Source organism: Polaromonas eurypsychrophila, from assembly GCF_014641715.1.
GTDB lineage: Bacteria > Pseudomonadota > Gammaproteobacteria > Burkholderiales > Burkholderiaceae_C > Polaromonas > Polaromonas eurypsychrophila.
Genome location: NZ_BMIG01000001.1, coordinates 503,578 through 522,332, shown reverse-complemented (window position 1 = coordinate 522,332; position 18,755 = coordinate 503,578). Strand labels below are relative to the sequence as shown.

General features: G+C 62.6%; 18 protein-coding genes. 4 read left to right on the top strand and 14 right to left on the bottom strand.

What is annotated here, in order from left to right; genetic code table 11:
- Positions 1–152 precede the first annotated feature (152 nt).
- The 8 genes from IEX16_RS02530 to IEX16_RS02495 all read right to left on the bottom strand — a co-directional run bounded on the left by IEX16_RS02530 (position 153) and on the right by IEX16_RS02495 (position 8,890).
- Positions 153–527, bottom strand: a complete 375-nt coding sequence (locus tag IEX16_RS02530; RefSeq protein WP_188706219.1) for a hypothetical protein — start codon at positions 525–527, stop codon at positions 153–155.
- A gap of 371 nt (positions 528–898) precedes the next feature.
- Positions 899–1,978, bottom strand: a complete 1,080-nt coding sequence (locus IEX16_RS02525) for an XdhC family protein (RefSeq protein WP_188706217.1) — start codon at positions 1,976–1,978, stop codon at positions 899–901.
- A gap of 36 nt (positions 1,979–2,014) precedes the next feature.
- Positions 2,015–2,599 carry an SRPBCC family protein gene (locus IEX16_RS02520; RefSeq protein WP_188706215.1) on the bottom strand — a complete coding sequence of 195 codons (585 nt, stop codon included), beginning with the start codon at positions 2,597–2,599 and terminating at the stop codon, positions 2,015–2,017.
- Between the two features lie 154 nt (positions 2,600–2,753).
- Positions 2,754–3,938, bottom strand: a complete 1,185-nt coding sequence (locus IEX16_RS02515; protein ID WP_188706213.1) for a vWA domain-containing protein — start codon at positions 3,936–3,938, stop codon at positions 2,754–2,756.
- An 88-nt stretch (positions 3,939–4,026) separates the two neighbouring features.
- Positions 4,027–5,016, bottom strand: a complete 990-nt coding sequence (locus IEX16_RS02510; protein ID WP_188706211.1) for an AAA family ATPase — start codon at positions 5,014–5,016, stop codon at positions 4,027–4,029.
- 133 nt (positions 5,017–5,149) lie between these two features.
- A complete protein-coding gene (locus IEX16_RS02505; RefSeq protein WP_188706209.1) occupies positions 5,150–5,941 on the bottom strand; it encodes an FAD binding domain-containing protein in 792 nt (263 codons plus the stop codon).
- A gap of 21 nt (positions 5,942–5,962) precedes the next feature.
- Complete coding sequence (locus tag IEX16_RS02500) at positions 5,963–8,338, bottom strand: xanthine dehydrogenase family protein molybdopterin-binding subunit (RefSeq protein WP_188706207.1); 2,376 nt, start codon at positions 8,336–8,338, stop codon at positions 5,963–5,965.
- Between the two features lie 84 nt (positions 8,339–8,422).
- Positions 8,423–8,890, bottom strand: coding sequence for a (2Fe-2S)-binding protein (locus IEX16_RS02495; protein ID WP_188706205.1), 468 nt, complete (start codon positions 8,888–8,890; stop codon positions 8,423–8,425).
- 201 nt (positions 8,891–9,091) lie between these two features.
- Here IEX16_RS02495 and IEX16_RS02490 point away from each other — a divergent pair, with 201 nt between their 5' ends.
- Entirely contained in the window at positions 9,092–10,225 is a 1,134-nt protein-coding gene (locus IEX16_RS02490; protein ID WP_188706203.1) for a sigma-54-dependent Fis family transcriptional regulator, read from the top strand.
- Here IEX16_RS02490 and IEX16_RS02485 read toward each other — a convergent pair whose 3' ends face one another.
- The 5 genes from IEX16_RS02485 to queG all read right to left on the bottom strand — a co-directional run bounded on the left by IEX16_RS02485 (position 10,226) and on the right by queG (position 15,469).
- The gene (locus tag IEX16_RS02485) at positions 10,226–10,696 is read right to left on the bottom strand and encodes a copper chaperone PCu(A)C (protein WP_188706201.1); all 471 of its coding nucleotides are present in this window, start codon (positions 10,694–10,696) and stop codon (positions 10,226–10,228) included.
- A gap of 42 nt (positions 10,697–10,738) precedes the next feature.
- Positions 10,739–11,287, bottom strand: a complete 549-nt coding sequence (locus IEX16_RS02480; protein ID WP_188706200.1) for a YcnI family protein — start codon at positions 11,285–11,287, stop codon at positions 10,739–10,741.
- A 169-nt stretch (positions 11,288–11,456) separates the two neighbouring features.
- Positions 11,457–13,811, bottom strand: a complete 2,355-nt coding sequence (locus tag IEX16_RS02475) for a TonB-dependent receptor (protein ID WP_229676122.1) — start codon at positions 13,809–13,811, stop codon at positions 11,457–11,459.
- Positions 13,812–13,961: 150 nt separating this feature from the next.
- A complete protein-coding gene (locus tag IEX16_RS02470) occupies positions 13,962–14,318 on the bottom strand; it encodes a DUF2946 family protein (protein ID WP_268236581.1) in 357 nt (118 codons plus the stop codon).
- Between the two features lie 95 nt (positions 14,319–14,413).
- Positions 14,414–15,469 (bottom strand): tRNA epoxyqueuosine(34) reductase QueG, encoded by a 1,056-nt coding sequence (queG, locus tag IEX16_RS02465; protein WP_229676135.1) that lies wholly within the window; start codon positions 15,467–15,469, stop codon positions 14,414–14,416.
- A gap of 15 nt (positions 15,470–15,484) precedes the next feature.
- Between queG and tsaE the strand changes: the two genes are divergently transcribed.
- The 3 genes from tsaE (at position 15,485) to IEX16_RS02450 (ending at position 17,736) form a co-directional block, all read left to right on the top strand.
- The gene (tsaE, locus tag IEX16_RS02460; RefSeq protein WP_188706198.1) at positions 15,485–15,985 is read left to right on the top strand and encodes a tRNA (adenosine(37)-N6)-threonylcarbamoyltransferase complex ATPase subunit type 1 TsaE; all 501 of its coding nucleotides are present in this window, start codon (positions 15,485–15,487) and stop codon (positions 15,983–15,985) included.
- Positions 15,982–17,352: an N-acetylmuramoyl-L-alanine amidase gene (locus IEX16_RS02455; RefSeq protein ID WP_229676121.1), complete on the top strand. Its 1,371-nt coding sequence runs from the start codon at positions 15,982–15,984 to the stop codon at positions 17,350–17,352. Before tsaE ends, IEX16_RS02455 begins: the two co-directional genes overlap by 4 nt.
- Before the next feature lie 159 nt (positions 17,353–17,511).
- Entirely contained in the window at positions 17,512–17,736 is a 225-nt protein-coding gene (locus tag IEX16_RS02450) for a YMGG-like glycine zipper-containing protein (RefSeq protein ID WP_188706197.1), read from the top strand.
- 485 nt (positions 17,737–18,221) lie between these two features.
- On the opposite strand, the gene IEX16_RS02445 is transcribed toward IEX16_RS02450, so the two are convergent.
- On the bottom strand, positions 18,222–18,701 hold the full coding sequence (locus IEX16_RS02445; RefSeq protein WP_188706196.1) for an aromatic-ring-hydroxylating dioxygenase subunit beta: 480 nt from the start codon (positions 18,699–18,701) through the stop codon (positions 18,222–18,224).
- Between the last annotated feature and the right edge of the window lie 54 nt (positions 18,702–18,755).

Below are 18,755 nucleotides of genomic sequence, written 5' to 3'. Positions count from 1 at the left end.
GCGATCTCCTTGGCCGGATGTATTGCAAAGGTCGTGCCAGAAGAGGTTTTTTTTACAGCCTCAACGTTCGAGCTGCCGGGCACGCCGCACTAGCCACGAAGCCGCCTCCTGCTGTTGCAGTTCCGTATTGGCCGACCTGTTATGCCGCGTGCTCACGGCTTTACTGTCCCTTGGGGAGGCGCGGTTGATCTGGATGTTGTTCGCTCCTGCAACAGACTGGACAACGGCGGAAGCAAATTGAGAGCTGCGGCAGCCTGGATCAGCGACGCAATTAATGCGGCTAACGCAACCCAGAGTGCGACTTTTGAAACCCGCAGGGCCTGTGAATGCATTTCCTGACTCTGCCGCGCTGCCAAAAGCTGGCGCATCGTTTCACCCATCTCGGCTGCGCGCGCTTGGTTCGCGGGGTGCTCGATACGCTGACTACCAACGGCTAGAAGCAATTGCTCAAGTTCTCCTCGAGATGCATGAAGCACGGTGCCCTTGTCAAAGGCGGCCCGAACGTCATCGTAGTTCTTAAGCGGCATAACTCTGATGTATCCCGAAAAACTGCGGAATAACATCGCAGCCTGCGAGATAACGTGGCTGGCGGTTCTGGAAATTTTTCATATGGATCAAAAGCTTACCCCAAGGAAAGCCCAACCAGTCGAGGATATTGAAAACGGCAAAGTCGCCGGCACCGCTTCGCGATCTGGCGTTGCGCGCAGGACACGAATCAATGCCTAGCTATAACTCGGGGTTGGCATAAGCCGCAGGTGGCGCCAGCTTGGAGCGGCGCTGCGTTCCACCGGCTCACGAGTCCGCACCTGCGCCCCCGTATTCGCTATATTTTTGATAGCTGCTTGCGCAACCAGGACAAGGACTACAACTTTTGTTTAAGAAACTCAGCGCAAACGGCTCAGGACGGCACACGGGCTACGCCGCACACCAGGCCCTCTGCATCGTTCTCCACAACGGCACGCTCGTTCTTCGCGCGCGCCACTTCCATGTCGCGCGGCAGCACCACGCCGTTTTTCACGGCCAGCACTTCGGCCATGACACTCACAGCAATTTCAGGCGGGGTCTTGCTGCCGATGTAGATGCCGATGGGGCCGCGCAGGCGTGCGAGTGTGGCTTCGTTCAAGCCAAAATGTTCGGCCATACGCTGGTGCCGTGTTTCGTTGTTGCGACGTGAACCGATCGCGCCTATGTAAAAAGCGTCGGTACTGAGTGCCTCCATCAACGCCAGGTCGTCGAGCTTGGGGTCGTGCGTCAATGCAATCACGCAACTTCGCCGGTCCGGCTTGAAGGCGATGACCAGGTCATCGGGCATGTCGCTGAGCACCTTGGCACCTGGCACCGACCAGGCGCTGCGGTACTCCTCACGCGGGTCGCAGACGGTGACGGCAAAACCACTGAACAGCGCCATGGTCGCCAGGTATTCGGTGAGCTGACCGGCGCCTATCAGCAGCATGCGGTACTCGGGCCCAAAGGTGTTGACAAGCACCAGCGCGGTGACGCTGAGATCGGCTGGCGCCGTGGCGGGGGCCAGTGTCACCGCGCCGTCGGTGAGCCGCACGCTGCGCTGCATCAGTTGCCCGGCTTCCAGCGCCTGCACCAGTTCGGCCAGCGCGCTCGCCTCGGGGTCGTATTCAAGCAGCAGCTCCAGCGTGCCGCCGCAGGGCAGGCCGAAACGGTGCGCCTCGTCGGCCGTGATGCCGTATTTGACAAAGGTCGGCGGCCCGGACGGAATCGTTTTGCTTTCTGCGCCCGCACCGGCTGTCGCATAGGCCTGGGTGTACTGGTAGATCAGGTCGTCTTCGATGCAGCCGCCCGACACCGAGCCGACGACTGCGCCGTCTTCGCAAAGCGCCATGATGGAGCCGACCGGGCGCGGCGACGAGCCCCAGGTGCGCACCACGGTGGCCAGCAGCGCGCGTTTGCCCGCCTGGCGCCAGTCGCGCAGGGTGCGCAGCACCATGACATCAAGGTTTTCCATCTGCTTTCCTTTATTGCCAAACGGCGAGTAGACCGCTCAGCTACCGAGCCAGGCCGCCAGCGCCAGCACGGCGGCGCCCACCACCCACACCCAGACCGGAATGCCGGGCTTCTGCGCAGGCGCGGGTGTTTCGGTTTCCACCTCACCCATCACCATTTTGGCCGCATAACTCTCGGGGTGCTGGCGCTGCATTTCGCCATCAAAACGCTTAAAAAAATCTTCGGCCATGGACTTGGCCGCACCATCAATCAGACGCTGACCCAGTTGTGCCACCTTGCCACCGACCGAGGCATGCACGGTGTAGGCCAATTCGCAACCATCGTCATTGGGGGTCAAGTTCACTTCGGCGCTGCCCTTGCCGAAACCGGCGACGCCACCCTGCCCGTCAAACGACAACTTGTAGCTGGCCGGCGGATTGATCTCGCTGAGCGTGATCTTGCCGGTGAATTTGGCCGACACCGGGCCAATTTTCAAGGCCATCGCAATCGCGTACTGATTTTCGCCGGTGGCCTCGACTTTGTCGCAGCCGGGAATACAGGCCTTGAGCACGGCCGGGTCGTTCAGCGCGTCCCAAGCTTGTTGTTGTGTGACCGCGAGCTGGCGGCTTCCTTGCATGTCCATTTTTTATTTCCTTATTTCAATTTTTCAGAATCGTCATCCCGGACTGAGCCTGTCCCGGACTCGATCCGGGAACCCGGGATCCATGCCGGCACTGCCGGGTAGATGCGGTATGGATTGCGGGTCAAGCCCGCAATGACAACAGCGTGTTGGCATGTTATTTCTTCATCAGACCCGCGAGGCTGGCCGCGAGTTCTTCCAGCTTGCTGAGATTGTGCACCGCCAGCATGCCGTGGGCGTGGGCATGCAGCACCGCCGCACCTCGGGCCACCGGTGCATAGCCGTCAAAACGCAGCAGCGGATTGAGCCACAGCAGGCGGCGGCTGCGCCGCCGCAGCCAGCCCAGCTCCCGGGCCAGATCGGCCGGCTCGCCGGTGTCCAGCCCGTCGCTGATGACCAGCACCATGGTACGGCGCCCGACCAGACGGCGCGCGTGTTTCTCGCGCAGGCTGGCCAGTGATGCGCCCAGCTGGGTGCCACCGGCAAAATCTTCAATCGCTGCGCTGGCATGCGCCAGCATGTCGTCGGTGTCTGCCTGGCGAAAGGCCGGCGTGAGATCGGTCAGGTGCATGCCAAAGGCAAACACATCACGCTGCGGATGGCGCCGGGTGGCCGCATGCAAAAAGGCCAGCAACAGGCGTGCATACCGCTCCATCGAGCCCGACACATCGACCAGCACCAGCAAAGGCAGGGCCTGCTCACGCCGCGCCAGCCGGGGCAGGTGTATCAGCTCGCCGCAGGTAGCAGCGGCCTGGTGCATCACGCCAGGCCAGTGCATGCGTGTGCCGCTGCGAGAGGGCCGGCTGCGGCGCGAGGCAAACATGGGAAGGGGCAGTTTGATGTCGCGCGCCAGGCGCTCGACCAGCCGGTATTCGGTGGCCGACAGGGCATTGAAGTCGGCGTGTTGCAGACGTTCAATGTCGCTGGCCGTCATCACCGCGTCAAACTCGACCTTCTGGTCTTCGGTCGTGGGTTTTGCCTGCTGGCCAAAAGTCTTTTGCGGCGCCAGCGCCTCACGCACGCGGGGCCGGCGTTTGCTGGGCTCTGCCTTACCTTCGGCGCTGGGCAGCAGTTGCGCCAGCAACTTGTTGGCGACTTTCGGGTCCTGGAAATAGATGTCGAACAGCTCACGGAACACCAGGCGGTCCTGCTCGCGGCTGATCATCACGGCTTCAAACGCGGCGCCCAGGTCTTCCCGCTCGCTGATGCCAACGGCCAGCGCCGCTTCCTTGGCCAGGCCGATGCGCTGACTGTCCACCTTGACACCGGCGCGGCGCAGGGCGCGGCCGAAGCCGGCAATGTTGTCGGCGAGTTTGCCGCCTCTTGAATCACCTAAAAGCATGAGGTTTCCCGCTAAAACCGTTCGGGCTGAGCCTGTAGAAGCCTGCAAATCCCTTCGACAAGCTCAGGGCGAACGGTTCTGGAAAATTTCATTCTGCGGCCGCCTCTTCGGGCTTGAGCAATTCCACCGTCAGCGCATGGGTGAGTGCCGCCACATCTTCGCGCTGCTTGAACAAAATGCCCGCCGTGTCGGCCACCACTTCCGGGTCGACCACCAGCGCGTCGAGCGCCACCAGGGCTTTGGCCCACTCCACACTTTCGGCAATGCCCGGTGCACGCTGAAAGGCGTTGCCCAGGGGCGAACGGCGCAAGCGGTCCACAAAGCTGGCGACCTGAGCCGAGAGCTGCTCACCCGCCTCGGGCACCTGAGCCCTCACAATCGCCAGCTCGCGGTCGCGATCGGGGTAATCCAGCCAGTGGTAAAGGCAGCGGCGCTTGACCGCGTCGTTGAGCTCGCGTGTGCGGTTGCTGGTGAGTATGGTCACCGGCGTGACCTGGGCGTGCACCGTGCCGATCTCCGGAATGCTGACCTGATACTCGCCAAGGTACTCGAGCAGAAAGGCTTCAAACGGCTCGTCGGCGCGGTCCACCTCGTCGATCAGTAGCACTGCGCCAGGCGCCGGTGCCTGCAGTGCCTGCAGCAGCGGACGGCGGATCAGATAGCGGTCCTGGTAGACCTCACGTTCGACGTCGGCCGCATTGCCGTGCCCGCCGCCGCCGGGCCGCCCCAAGGCGGCGGACGCCCCCTCGGGGGGCAGCGAGGACACGTCAGTGCCGAGCGTGGGGGCCCTTAATTCCGTCGCGCGCATGTGCAGCAACTGGGCGGCGTAGTTCCACTCGTACAGGGCTTCGCGCTGCTCCAGTCCGTCGTAACACTGCAGGCGTATCAACTGCCGCTGCAGCGCGACCGACAGCGCCTTGGCCAGCTCGGTCTTGCCGACGCCAGGCTCGCCCTCAAGCAGCAAAGGGCGCTGCAGCTTGAGCGCCAGAAAGACGGCGGTGGCAAGCCGGCGGTCGGCAAAATAGCCGGCGCTCTGAAGCGCCTGCATCAAGGCATCAATCGTGGAAAAAGGTGTCATCGGTCCAGTTTAGTACTTGCCGCAGTCGCTATTATTTTTATAGCTGCTTGCGCGCGCCAAACAGGGGCTGGAGGCATAAATGGCTAAAATTTTCCGTCCGGCACCAGTTGGGGCCGGAAGGATGAAAGCCCGGTTAACCCAGCGCTTTCGCTACGCCCCGCTGCGTCTGCACGCTGATCAGGTTGGCGCGGTAGGCAGCGGTGGCGTGGATATCGCTGTTCAGGTCAGTGGCTGATATTTTCACAGCCGCCGCAGATTCAGGCGTGAAACTCTTGCTCAGCGCCGCTTCCAGACCGGCATGGCGAAACACGCCACTGGACGCACCAGTGACGGCCACCCGGACACCTGCATCAAACTGCGCCACAAACACGCCGACCAAGGCAAAACGCGAGGCCGCTTGCTTGAACTTCATGTAGGCCGCGCGTTTGGGAATCGGAAAGCTGATCGCCGTGATCAGTTCGCCCTCGTTCAGCGCAGTAGCAAACATGCCAAGAAAGAAGTCGTCCGCCGCGATCTTGCGTGTGGTGGTGTGAATCGTCGCGCCCAGCGCCAGCACCGCGCTGGGGTAGCACGCAGAAGGGTCGTTGTTGGCAACCGACCCGCCCAGCGTGCCCATGGCACGCACCTGGCGGTCGCCGATGTTCGCAGCCAGGTCGGCCAGCGCCGGCAAGGCTGCCTTCAACTCGGCGTGGATCGCCACATCGGCATGGCGGGTCATCGCGCCAATCACAAAGGCATTGCCTTCGCGCTTGATGCTGGTCAGCTCCTTGATGCCGCTGAGGTCAACCAGCTGGTCGGGGCTGGACAGGCGCAGCTTCATCGATGCCAGCAGGGTCTGGCCGCCGGCCAGGGGTTTGGCGCCGTCGGTCGACAGCTGCGCGGCAGCGCTTAGAGAAGTCGGGCGTTCCAGAGTGAATGCATACATGGTGGGTCTCCTTGGCTGTTTTTAGTGTTTGGCGGACTGGATGGCTTCCCAGACGCGGCTGGGTGAAGCCGGCATGTCGAAGTCGATCACACCCAACGGCTTGAGCGCGTCGAGTACCGCGTTGATTACCGCCGGTGGCGAGCCGATAGCACCCGCCTCACCGCAGCCTTTAGCGCCCAGCGGGTTGTGGCTGCACGGCGTGCACAAGGTGTCTAGCGTGAAGTTAGGCATGTCGTCGGCGCGCGGCATGGCGTAGTCCATGAAAGAGCCGGTCAGCAGCTGGCCGGACTCGGGATCGTAGACGCAGTTTTCAAGCAGCGCCTGGCCGATGCCTTGGACCAGCCCGCCATGCACCTGACCTTCCACAATCATCGGGTTGATGATGTTGCCAAAATCGTCCACCGCAGTGAAGCGGTCCACCCGCACCACGCCTGTGGCAGGGTCCAGTTCGACCTCGCAGATGTAGGTACCGGACGGGAAGGTGAAGTTGGTCGGGTCGTAAAACGCAGTTTCGTTCAGCCCGGGCTCCAGCTTGTCGAGCGGGTAGTTGTGCGGCACATAGGCCGTCAACGCCACCTGGCCAAACGTCACCTTTTTGTCGGTACCCTTGATGGTGAACTCGCCGTTGGCAAACTCCACATCAGCATCGCTGGCCTCCATCAGGTGCGCTGCAATCTTTTTGGCCTTGGTCTCTATCTTGTCCAGCGCCTTCATGATGGCGGTGCCGCCCACGGACAGGGAGCGTGAGCCGTAGGTGCCCATGCCAAAAGGCACACGCCCGGTGTCGCCGTGAACAATGTCCACCGCATCCACAGAGATGCCCAGCCGCGCCGCCACCACCTGCGCAAACGTGGTCTCGTGGCCCTGGCCGTGGCTGTGTGAGCCGGTAAACACCGTCACGCTGCCGGTGGGGTGCACCCGCACCTCGCCGCACTCAAACAAACCGGCGCGCGCACCCAGCGCACCGGCAATGTTGCTGGGCGCCAGGCCACAGGCCTCGATGTAACACGAGTAACCCATGCCGCGCAGCAGGCCTTTGGCAGCCGACGCGGTTTTCCGCTGCTCGAACCCAGCCACCTCGGCCAGCTCGTTGCCGCGCTTGAGCAGGGCATGGAAGTCACCCACGTCGTACTGCAACGCCACAGGCGTCTGGTAAGGGAAGTCTTTGACAAAGTTGCGGCGGCGGATCTCGTCCTGCGCCAGGCCCAGCTCCCAGCCGCAGCGAGTGACCAGGCGTTCAAGCAGATAGGTCGCTTCAGGGCGGCCAGCGCCGCGGTAGGCATCGACCGGCGCGGTGTTGGTGAACCAGGCATCGACCTCGACATAAATCTGCGACGTGGTGTACTGCCCAGCCAGCAGCGTGGCGTACAGGATGGTCGGCACCGCTGGCGCAAAAGTCGAGAGGTAGGCGCCCATGTTGGCGTCGGTGTGCACACGCAGTGCAAGAAACTTGCCGTCTTTGTCCATCGCCATCTCGGCGTGGCTGGAATGGTCGCGCCCATGCGCGTCGCTGACAAACGACTCACTGCGGTCGGCAGTCCACTTGATGTTGCGGTTCAGCTTTTTTGACGCCCAGGTCAGGCACACGTCTTCAGCGTACAGGTAAATCTTGGAGCCAAAACCGCCGCCCACGTCGGGCGCAATCACGCGCACCTTGTGCTCGGGCAGACCCATGACAAAGGCCGTCAGCAGCAGTCGCTCGACGTGCGGGTTCTGGTTCGACACGTAGAGCACGTACTCCTCCGTGGCCCGGCTGTAGGAGCCGATCACCGCACGCGGCTCCATGGCGTTGGGGATCAGGCGGTTATTGGTCAGATCCAGTTTGGTCACATGGGCGGCGTTCGCAAAAGCCGCGTCCACCTGGGCCTTGTCGCCAATCGCCCATTTGTAGCAATGGTTGTCGGGGGCAGCGTCGTGCAATGCCGTGGCCTTGGCCGCATCGGTCACACGCACCACGGCGCTCAGTACGTCGTAGTCCACCTCGACCAGCTCGGCGGCGTTTTTGGCTTGCTCCAGCGTCTCGGCCACCACCATGGCTACGTGGTCACCCACATAGCGCACCTTGCCCTGCGCCAGGATGGGGTGCGGCGGCTCTTTCATCGGATTGCCGTCCGTGCTGGTGATCAGCCAGCCACAAGGTAGGCCGTTGATCTTGTCGGCCGCCACATCCTCACCGACAAACACATCCAGCACACCCGGCGCAGCTTTGGCGGCTGCGATTTTGATGCTGTTGATATTGGCGTGCGCATGCGGTGACCGCACAAACACCGCGTAGCTCTGGTTTGCCAGCGTGATGTCGTCGGTGTATTGCCCTCCCCCGGTGAGGAAGCGGTAGTCTTCCTTGCGACGGACGGAGGTGCCAATATTTGGCAGGTTGACGAAGTCGGATGCACCCATGTGTGTACTCCAGAAAATTTTAAATACAACGGTTAACAGCGGCTCGCGGGATGGCGGCGCCGCGGGAAGTAGTCAGTGTGCGGCTCAGACCGCCATGGCCGCAGCGCCATGCTGCACCGCCTTGACGATGTTCTGGTAGCCGGTGCAGCGGCAGATATTGCCTTCGAGCAGTTCGCGGATTTCGCCTTCGCTGGCATTGGGATGGTGTTTGCACAAATCAACCGCGCTCATCACCATGCCGGTGGTGCAAAAGCCGCATTGCAGGCCGTGGCATTCCTTGAAAGCGGCCTGCATCGGGTGCATGGTGCCGTCGGCGGCCGCCAGGCCTTCGATGGTGGTGATGTCCGCGCCTTCAGCCTGGGCCGCCAGGATGTTGCAGGACTTGACGGCACGGCCGTTCATGATGACGGTGCAGGCGCCGCACTGCGCGGTGTCGCAGCCCACGTGGGTGCCAGTCATCTTGAGCTGCTCGCGCAGCACCTCTACCAGAAAGGTGTTGGGCGGCGTCTCCACGCTTTTGGTTTTGCCGTTGACTGTGAGCTGAACTTGCATGGGCTTGACTCCTGATGGCTATTTTTGCTGGCTACGGGTAGGACGGCTCATTGTTGAAGTGCCCACCTAACGCCTGCCTAGGTTAAACCCTAGGAGCTTGCCAAAGCCCTCTGAAATTCTCAAAATGGAGCATTCCCCGTCTGGCGCCCAAGCGCGGTTCCGTCAGGTCTGGTAGGCTGACCCACCCTATTTTCTACACGCATGCTGTCCGTCCTCCCGCCTTCTTCCGAACAACGCCTGCAGCAAATCGCGCAGGCGCGCCAGGCCGTTATTCATGAAGGCAACAGCCTCTCCAGCAGCTGGACCGATTCATGGATAGAGCGCTCCTGGCAGCGCTGTCTGGTCAACGGCCAGAGGCCGGAGCAGCAGGTCAGCTTCGACATCATTGCGCCGCAAGCCCTGCGCCGCACAGAAGAAGCCAACCACGTGCTGGTGCAGGCCGCGCGCCCGGTGCTGGAAAAACTGGGCGCCGCGATTGCCAGCACCCGTTACTTTGCCATTCTCACCAACGCGCAGGGAGTGGTGGTCGATTTCAATGGCGCGATCGACAGGCGCGACCGCCGCGCCGACCTGATTACCCGCATCGGCGTGGACCTGTCCGAGGATAGCGTGGGCACCACCGCCATAGGTGCGGCGTTGAACGAACTGCAGCCAGTCTGGCTGCACCGCGGCGAGCATTTTTTTAACGCCAACTCGGCCTACAGCTGCGCCGGTGCGCCGCTGTTCGGCCCGGACGGCCGCTGCGCCGGCATGCTGGACCTGACGGGCGTGGACACGGTGGAGCGGCCGGAGCTCAAACACCTGGTGGTGCAGTCAGCGCGCAGTATTGAAAACGCCTTGATCCAGAGCCGTCCGCACGATTTGCTGATTCGTCTGAACTGGTCCAGCCACAGCCTGGGCGATGACATGGACGGCCTGATTGCGCTGGATCCGGACGGCTGGGTCACCGGTGCCAACCCGGTCGCACGGCAAATGGTGCCGGCGCTGCAGGCCGGCAGCCCGGCAGCGGTGCACTGCAGCGAGCTGTTCGCCATGCCTTACGAGATGCTGTTTGACGCCGCGAAAAGTGACACGCTCGGTTACCAGCAACCCATGGACGTGCCGCTGTGGTCCGGCCTGCGCCTGCACGCACTGCCGCTGCTGCGCGGACAGGTGGCCGCACCGGGCCGCCTCGGCCCCCGCGTTGCAGCGCCTGCGCTGCCTCTGAAAGATGTCGAAACGGCGCTGATCCGCAAAGCCGTCAACGAAGCCAAGGGCAACGTCATGAAAGCCGCACGCGCGCTGGGCATCAGCCGCGCCACGGTTTACCGCCGGCTCGGCGGCAAGGCCAAATAATCAGTGTTTGTGGCCACCCGCGTTACCCGGCGTTGCAGCGCCCGGCGCCGTCGCGGCCACCGGCAGTTTTAGCTCCATCCTGCTCTCCCGGCCTTTGGCATCCCTGAGTGTCAGGGTCAGCGGCACGGTACTGCCTTTGGGCAGGGCCTGCTTCAACTCCATCAGCATGACGTGGTAGCCGCCGGGCTTGAGTTGCACAGTTTTGCCGGCCGGCAAATCCAGCACAGACACGGCGCGCATGCGCATGACATCGCCGTCCATCTTCATCTCGTGAACTTCGGCCACGCCGGCCACCGGTGAAAACGCGCCCACCAGTTTCGCGCCGTCTTTGGCGGTGAGGGTCATGAAGGCGCCGGTGCCCGACTGGCCGGGCACGGCGGTGCGCACCCAGGCGTCTTTGACGTCGATGCTTTGGGCGTGGGCCAATGCGCTGGTCAAGGCCAGCAGTGCGGTCAGGGTTGTGAGTTTCATGGTGTTTTCCTTTTAGATGAGATTAAATAAAACGGTGAGAGTTCAGTGATGGTGATGCGCGGTGTCGGCAGGCCCGACCTGCAGCAGCACCGCTGGCGACTTCAGGCCGCGCGTGGACGTCCCCGCTGCGGGAATGTCGCTCCACGCATTGCGGCCACTTTCGCAGATCTGCAGCACCTTGAACCAGAGCGGCCCCGCAGCTTCAGGCGTCATGCCGCGCAGCACGAACTCGTCGACAAATGCGTCGGGCAGTGCCGATTCCTTGGCGGTTGCCGTCCAGCTCACCAAAGTCACATCGTCGGTGACCTGCCGACCATGGCTGTCATACGGTTTGGCGAGTTTGCCGAGCTGCGTCGTCACCGTCCAGCCGGGCTTGGGGTAAGGCTTGGTGCCCAGGAAGCCGGTCGGAATCTGCACCACCACACCGGTGGTGGCAGAGCCCTGGCAGCCGTGGCCAAGCACAAAGACGGCTTTGTAGTTGCTGCCGGCGGGCGCGCTTTTGTTCTCCAGAACAATGTGAGAAAAAACGGGTGCAGCCCATGCCAGTACTGCGCAAGCAGCTATGGATTTGATAGTGGAAAGTATTTTCATAAAAGCCTCAGAAAAAAAGACGACGGCCCCAGGATTGAGGCAAGGGACACGGCATCCGGTTTGTCATCCCGGACCTGATCCGGGATCCATGCCGCATGAACCGTCAGCGGGTCCGCGGGACATCGATTGCGGGTCAAGCCCGCAATGACAGGACGGCCAGGCAAAGGACTCACAGGTTCACCTTCAGCTCGGCCACGAAGGTGCGCTGCGGATAGGGGTGGAAGTTCCAGTAGGAGTAGTTGTTCAGGTTGTCGATGCCGAAGGCGGCTGTCCACTGCTTGCCCACCTTGTAAAGGACGCGCACATCGGTGACGAAATATTTGCTGGTGCCCTGGTAAGCGGAGCCGTTCACGTCGCTGTTGTCCAGGCTGGAGAACTGCTTGCCGCTGTAACGCGCGGCAAACGTCCCCGTCCACGACGGATCGAAACGGTAGCTGACCAAACCCGTGGCGCGCCAGACCGGCACGCGTGGCTGGTACTTGCCCACGGTGTCGCCGGGGACCGCCACAAAGCCGCTGTTTTCCTTGATGCGGGAGTCCGCATAGGTCACGCTGCCGCTGAAGCCCATGCCTTTGGTCATCAGGTCGCTGCCGTTGAAGGCCATTTCCAGCCCGTTGGTCTTGATGCGCCCCACGTTCTGCACCCGACTGATGTTGGTGTTGGCGGCCGGGTCGAAAATGACTCGCGAATACAGGGAGTCGCGCGTGTTCTCGGTGAACAGCGTGAAGCGCAACACACTTTTGCCCAGGTCTTTCTCGGCGGTAAGTTCACTGGTCCAGGAGTTCTCGGGCTTCAGGTTCGGGTCATTGATGTACCGCGAGTTGACGGTGGCTGTTGCGCCATACAGCTCGCCGACGGTTGGGAAGCGCAGCGCGCGGCCGGTCGAGGCCTTGAGCGTGGTGTCGGCCGACCACTGGTAGGACAGGGCCGCCTTGGGCGACACAAAACTCTCGCTGCGAGAGGCATAGGCGGTGTTGGCTGGATTGCCCGCGCCAAAATCGGTGAAGCCGCTGGAGGCATTCCAGTTTTCGACCCGTGCACCCAGCACGGTTTTCCATTTCGGCGCGAAGGTCCAGGCGTCCTGCGCATAGACGCTGCGCAGTTGGGTGCGGCCACCCACGTCGTTGACCAGCGTGCCGGCGCCGCCATTGATCCAGTTGCCCACTGAATTGGATTTCAGGATGCGCAGCTTGTAGCTGTCCTGCTGGTAGCCGAAATCGACAATGTGTGCGCCTTGCATGCCTCCGGGACGCCAGATGCCCTTGAGCGCCAGGTTGTTCCAGCCGGTTCCGTCCTGATCCTGCAGCGTGCCGGCGCCACCGTTCAGCGAGCCCGGCTGCGCCGTGGTCGATACGCGGATCTGGTCGGTCTGGTAGTCGTAAAGGCTGGCAGCCACTTCCCAGTCGAACACACCACTCGTGTTGGACTTGACCGACAGGCCATGCATCAGATGGGTCAGCGCTTCATTGCTGACACCCAAATCGGTAGCCGCCAGGTTGTAGCCGCGCCCGTTGATGCTGACGATGCCGCTGTACACCGGGCTGCCTCCCGCATTGCGCAAATAACTTTCCGAGCGGTTCTGCGAGCTGTTGTCCCAGTAACCCAGGGTGTAGCTGGCGCGCACCGTGGGCGAGAAGTCATACGCCACCTTAAGCTTGGCGTGTTCCTGCACGGTGTCGTATTGCGTGGCGCCGCCGATCAACAGCCAGGGCACGTTGCGGGTGTTCAGCCCCGGCACCGCGCCTGTCACCGGCACCGCGCCTGGCGCCGGTGCGGTGGTGCTGATCAGTTTGGTGATGAAGGTCAGCGGCTGACCAGCACTTTTCGTTCGGTTGACATTGATAAACCAGGACCAGTCGCCGTTTTTGTTGCCCAGCGAGGCGCTGGCCTGGCTGCCGCCAAAACTGCCGTCGGTTCCATAAAGCTTGAAGTTCTGATTGAAGGCGCTGAGCTTGGCGTGCGCCTGGAACTGCAGCGGCATGCGCGTGACGTAATCCACCACGGCGCCCACCGAGTTTCCGGGGTACGCCGCAGAGAACGGGCCGTACAGCACATCGACGCGTTCGATCTCTTCCGGGGTCACCAGCCCCCAGCGCGGCGCGTAGTTGGTGCCATTGGCGATGCCGTTGCCCAGATAGTTGGACAGCAGGATACCGTCTGCGTACACCGCCGAACGCGCGCTGTTGCCGGTGCCCGAGGCGCGGCTGGACAGGATGGCGTGGTTGTAGTCTCCGATGTAACGCTTGCGCACCAGCAGGCTGGGCAGGTATTTGAGCGCGTCTTCGCTGTCGGTGGCGTTAATGGTTTGCTCAATTTTTTCGCCCGTCACACCTTCGATGGTGGTCGGTATCTGCGTCGGCAGCGAGGTGGGCTGGCCGCTGGTCACGGTGACCATGCCAAGTGATTTGGCAGGGGCCTCGGTCGACACCGCCGGAGCTGGCGTCTGTGCAAAGGCAGCCGGCGCCAGCAGCACGGCGGCCATGCAATTGAGGGGGAAAGAGAAACGGGCGCTGGAAGAACGCATGAAGTCCACACTTTGAAATTGAAGTCGAGGGCGCACTGCCCCGGTTTGTCATCCCGGACGTGATCCGGGATCCATGTCGCATGAACCACAGTTCGGGTTCTGCCTGCATGGATTGCGGGTCAGGCCCGCAATGACAAGCTCTTGCTTATTTCAAAGTGCAGGCGGGCCGCGGCTGAAAGGCAGCCCCGGCGAGGAGGCCGAACGGACGGCATCCTCAAAGACAAGCGCCATCGCCATGACGGTGGCGGAGCGACTGCCCGACTGCGCCAGCGGCGGCAAGGCCAGTCCGGCCGAGCCGCAGAGGTCGCAGTGGCCATTGGCAGATGAGGCGTCGTCGCTGCCCGGTTGACCAGAGCCGGTCGCGCTGCAAAGCCCGCCAAGCTGGCCGGTGCGCACATCCTCGGCCAGCATGGACACCGGCGCAATCAGCGCAGCGAACACTGCAAGGCATCCCAGCCACGCGGCAAGGCGGGCCCAGAGCGGACGGGAGGACGGGGTTGTTGGCACCGAATGATTATAGGGAGGGGTCAGGTGCGGCACAAAATGCTACAAAATCAGGAGCTGCTCACGCCCGCTGGATATGGGCTGGAGGCCGATTTAATTCATAATGGCATTGAAAGAGCCCACGCCACATGTTCACGCACCACCTCACTGGCATGATCACGCCGCGCCAGCAAGGCAGCCCGCAATGCGCCCGTTTCATCGCCGCCGGCCTGCAGGGCATTGCCCATGGCCACCGCGATGTTGCGCAGCCAGCGCTCATGCCCAATGCGCCGGATCGCGCTGCCTTCGGTGTAACGCAAGAACTCCGCTTCGTTCCATGCAAACAGCGTGACCAGTTGCTGGCCGCTCAGACCCTGGCGTTCGTCAAAGTCCGGCAAGGCGCTGCGCTGCGCAAACTTGTTCCAGGGGCAGATCAGCTGGCAGTCGTCGCAACCATAGATGCGGTTGCCGATCAATGGCCGCAGTTCGAGCGGGATAGCGCCGGCATGTTCGATGGTCAGGTAGGAGATGCAGCGCCGCGCATCGAGCCGGTGCGGCGCGATGATGGCCTGCGTCGGGCAGATGGTGATGCAGGCGCTGCAACTGCCGCAGTGCGGCGTGACCGGCTCGCTGGGCGGCAGTGCCACATCGACATAAATCTCGCCGAGAAAAAACATGGAGCCGGCTTCGCGGTTGAGCAGCAGCGTGTGTTTGCCGCGCCAGCCTTGGCCGCTGCGCGAGGCCAGTTCGGCCTCCAGTACTGGCGCAGAATCGGTGAAGGCACGGTGGCCCAGCGGCTGCACATGGATGGCAATCCGCTCCGCCAGTTTTTGCAGGCGCGTACGCATTACCTTGTGGTAATCGCGGCCGCGCGCGTACACCGAAACAATCGCTTCGCCGGGCCGCTCCAGCCGCGCCAGCTCCGTGGCCTGCCACTGCCCCGGCGCCTGCGGCGTGGATGCGGGCAGGTAATCCATGCGCGCCGTGATCACGCTGACGGTACCGGGCACCAGTTCAGCGGGGCGTGCGCGCTTGAGCCCGTGCGCCGCCATGTAATTCATGTCACCATGAAAGCCGGCCGCGAGCCAGGCCGATAATCCGGGTTCCGCCGATGACAAATCAACGCCTGCAATGCCAATTTGCGAAAATCCAAGCTCGCGCCCCCACGTTTGAATTTGAGAAACGAATTGATGGCCAGTAACGATCACCCGCTCATTGTAAAAAGTATTCCCTGGGTCACGGAGGATGACACCCAGGCGTTTGCCGCAGCGCTCGCCGCGAAGCTGCAGGGCACGGCCGGCAGCCACATGCTGATAGCGCTGCACGGCGACCTGGGCAGCGGCAAGACCACCTTCGTGCGGCATCTGCTCAAGGCCCTGGGTGTGGCGGGTCGCATCAAGAGCCCGACTTATGCGGTGGTTGAGCCTTACACCCTGGACGATGCGCCCGGCGGCGCGCTTGACATCTGGCATTTCGACTTCTACCGCTTCAATGATCCGGACGAGTGGGAAGAAGCCGGTTTTCGCGACATCTTCGCCAGCCCCGGCCTGAAACTGGTCGAGTGGCCCGAAAAAGCCGGCGAGCATCTGCCGAGCGCCGACCTGGACATCGCGCTCGAATTGCAGGACGGGGATGTGCGAGCCGTCACCCTCACCGCCCGCAGCGATGCCGGCGCGGCGCTGCTGCCATGAGCATGCCAAGAGACATCAGCCGTCGCGGCGCGTTGCAGATGGGCAGCCTGATGCTGCTCCTGGGCGTGCAGCAGATTGCGCGCGGCCTGACCATCATGGCGGTGCGAGTCTGGCCGGCCAAGGACTACAGCCGCGTCACCATCGAGTCCGATGCCGGACTCAAAACCAAGTATTACTTCATCGCCGAGCCGCCACGGCTGGCGGTGGACATCGAGGGCATTGACCTGATCCCCGCGTTGCGCGAGCTGGTGGCCAAGGTCAAACCTGATGACCCGAACATCGCCGGCATCCGCGTCGGCCAGAACGCGCCCGGCGTGGTGCGCCTGGTGGTCGAACTCAAGCAGCCCATGCTGCCGCAGGTGTTCTCGCTGCAACCGGTGGCGGCCTACCAGCATCGGCTGGTGTTCGACCTCTACCCGACCCAGGTGACGGATCCGCTCGAAGTGCTGATTGCCGAACGCCTGAAAGACAAATCTCAAGCCCCTGCTGCGCTGGTGGGTGATCCGCTGGGCGACCTGATTGCCAAACAAACCGAGCGCCCCGCACCGGTCAGCCCGCCACCCGCCACTGTCACCGAGAAGCCGCCAGCCACTGCGGCAACGCCCAGGGCGCCGTCCGAAACTGTGGGTGCGGGCGCCGGCAGCCGCAACAAGACAGACCGCCTCATCATCGTGGCGCTGGACCCCGGCCACGGTGGTGAAGACCCCGGCGCCATCGGCCCCGGCGGCACGCGCGAGAAAGACGTGGTGCTGCAGATTGCGCTGCGCCTGCGCGACCGCATCAACGCCATCCCCAACATGCGCGCCTACCTCACGCGCGATGCCGACTTTTTCGTGCCGCTGCATGTGCGGGTGGAAAAAGCCAGGCGGGTGCAGGCGGACCTATTCATCAGCATCCATGCTGATGCGTTTTTCACACCGCGGCCGCAGGGCGCCAGTGTGTTTGCGCTCAGCGAGAAAGGCGCCTCCAGCAGTGCGGCCCGCTGGATCGCCGACAAGGAGAACTCGGCCGACCTGGTCGGTGGCGTGAACGTCAAGGCCAAAGACGCGCAAGTGCAGAAGGCGCTGCTCGACATGAGCACCACCGCACAAATCAACGACAGCCTCAAGTTGGGCGGCGCGATGCTGGGTGAAATCGGCAGCGTCGGCAAGCTGCACAAACCGCGTGTCGAGCAGGCCGGCTTTGCGGTGCTCAAGGCACCCGATATTCCTAGCGTGCTGGTCGAGACGGCCTTCATCAGCAACCCCGACGAAGAGGCCAAACTGCGCAGCGAGGCCTACCAGGTACAACTGGCCGACGCACTGATGCGCGGAATCAGCAGCTACTTCGCGAAAAATCCGCCGCTGGCGCGCAACCGGCCCCTGTAATAGCAAGACCCCGCGCGCGTTCACGCGGGCAGATGACAGAACGCGCAGGCCCTTTCCTACAGCTCTGGCAGCAGGCCAAAGCTACAGTTCTCCTACAGGCAACAACAAGGCTTCATCCCAAGCTTATCGAGACCTGCCTGCAATCCGACAAAGGTGAACATGATGATCAAGAACATTCTGATGGCAACCGCAGCCGCATCCCTGATTGCCCTGACCGGCTGTGGCACTTCACTGACCAATCAGCAAATCGGCACAGGTACCGGCGCGGTGATCGGCGGCGTGGCAGGCAGCGCGCTCGGCGGTGGAACACTGGGTACGGTCGGCGGGGCTGCTGCCGGTGCGGTGATCGGTAACGAAATTGGCAAGCGCCAGGACCAGAAATAACCGCAATAGCGCCTCATCAGCTGCAACAGCTTGAGGCTGTGGTTTGCCTGATTTGGCAGGTCTAACTCCCCACTCCCCCCCTTAGCCCCTCCCTCGCCCCGCTGGGCGATGGAGGGGGACCTCATGTGGCCGCGTGCGCTGGGCTCGCGTGCAAACATGACTGACTCCTGAGATTTCCGTCCTTGAAGCGCTGTGCGCTCCAAGGACTCCGGATTGAATCCGGTATAGAATTTCTCCTCCACCCGTCGGGCTGGGCCGAGGAGCACAGCCGAAAACGGATCAGGGCGAGCGATTGGTTGAGCCGAAGGCGAGTTCGAGATCGACCCCGTTTTCGGCGAGCACCGCAGGTTGCCCCGAAGCGCAGCGCAGGGGACCCAGATCATCGGGTCGCCTTCTTCTTTGCTTACTTTCTTTTTGGCGACGCAAAAAGAAAGTGAGTTGCCGCCGGGCAACCCCCGGCGTGCTGGCCAACTACACAGTGGGGATCAAACCGGATAAATCAGCGAATTGAGGATCATCTCGCTGTCATACACACAAAGCCGTAACCGGAACTTCAAGCCTTCGGGCGTGCGCACGATCTCGTCGATATAACGCCCGACGTTGTAGACCTCGCTGATACCAGCCGGTTTGGTGCGAAACACCGCGTAGTTGGCCTGCGCCTTCACCACATCACCTTCAACGCCGAGCACCTGCGCCGGGCTGACGACGTGGCGCGTGTAATACGGCCCGTGGTAAATCGTTTGCGTGATGCCGTAGACACGGTCTTTCATCATGCCGCGGCTTTCGAGATCCATCAACGCCAGCGGCAGGCCGCGGTCATGGTTCTCGCGCGCCTGCAGGGAGTAACGCCCGTCCTCGACAAAAAATTCCGGCCAGGCGTCAAAACGTTTTTCATCCAGGGCTGCCGCATACGCCGCGTAAAGCTGGTCTACCTCCTGCTGCAGTAGCAATTTCTCCAGGCTCATACCGCCGCCTCCGTCATCACTCGCTCTGCAAGCATCCAGGTGTCGGCGGCCGGC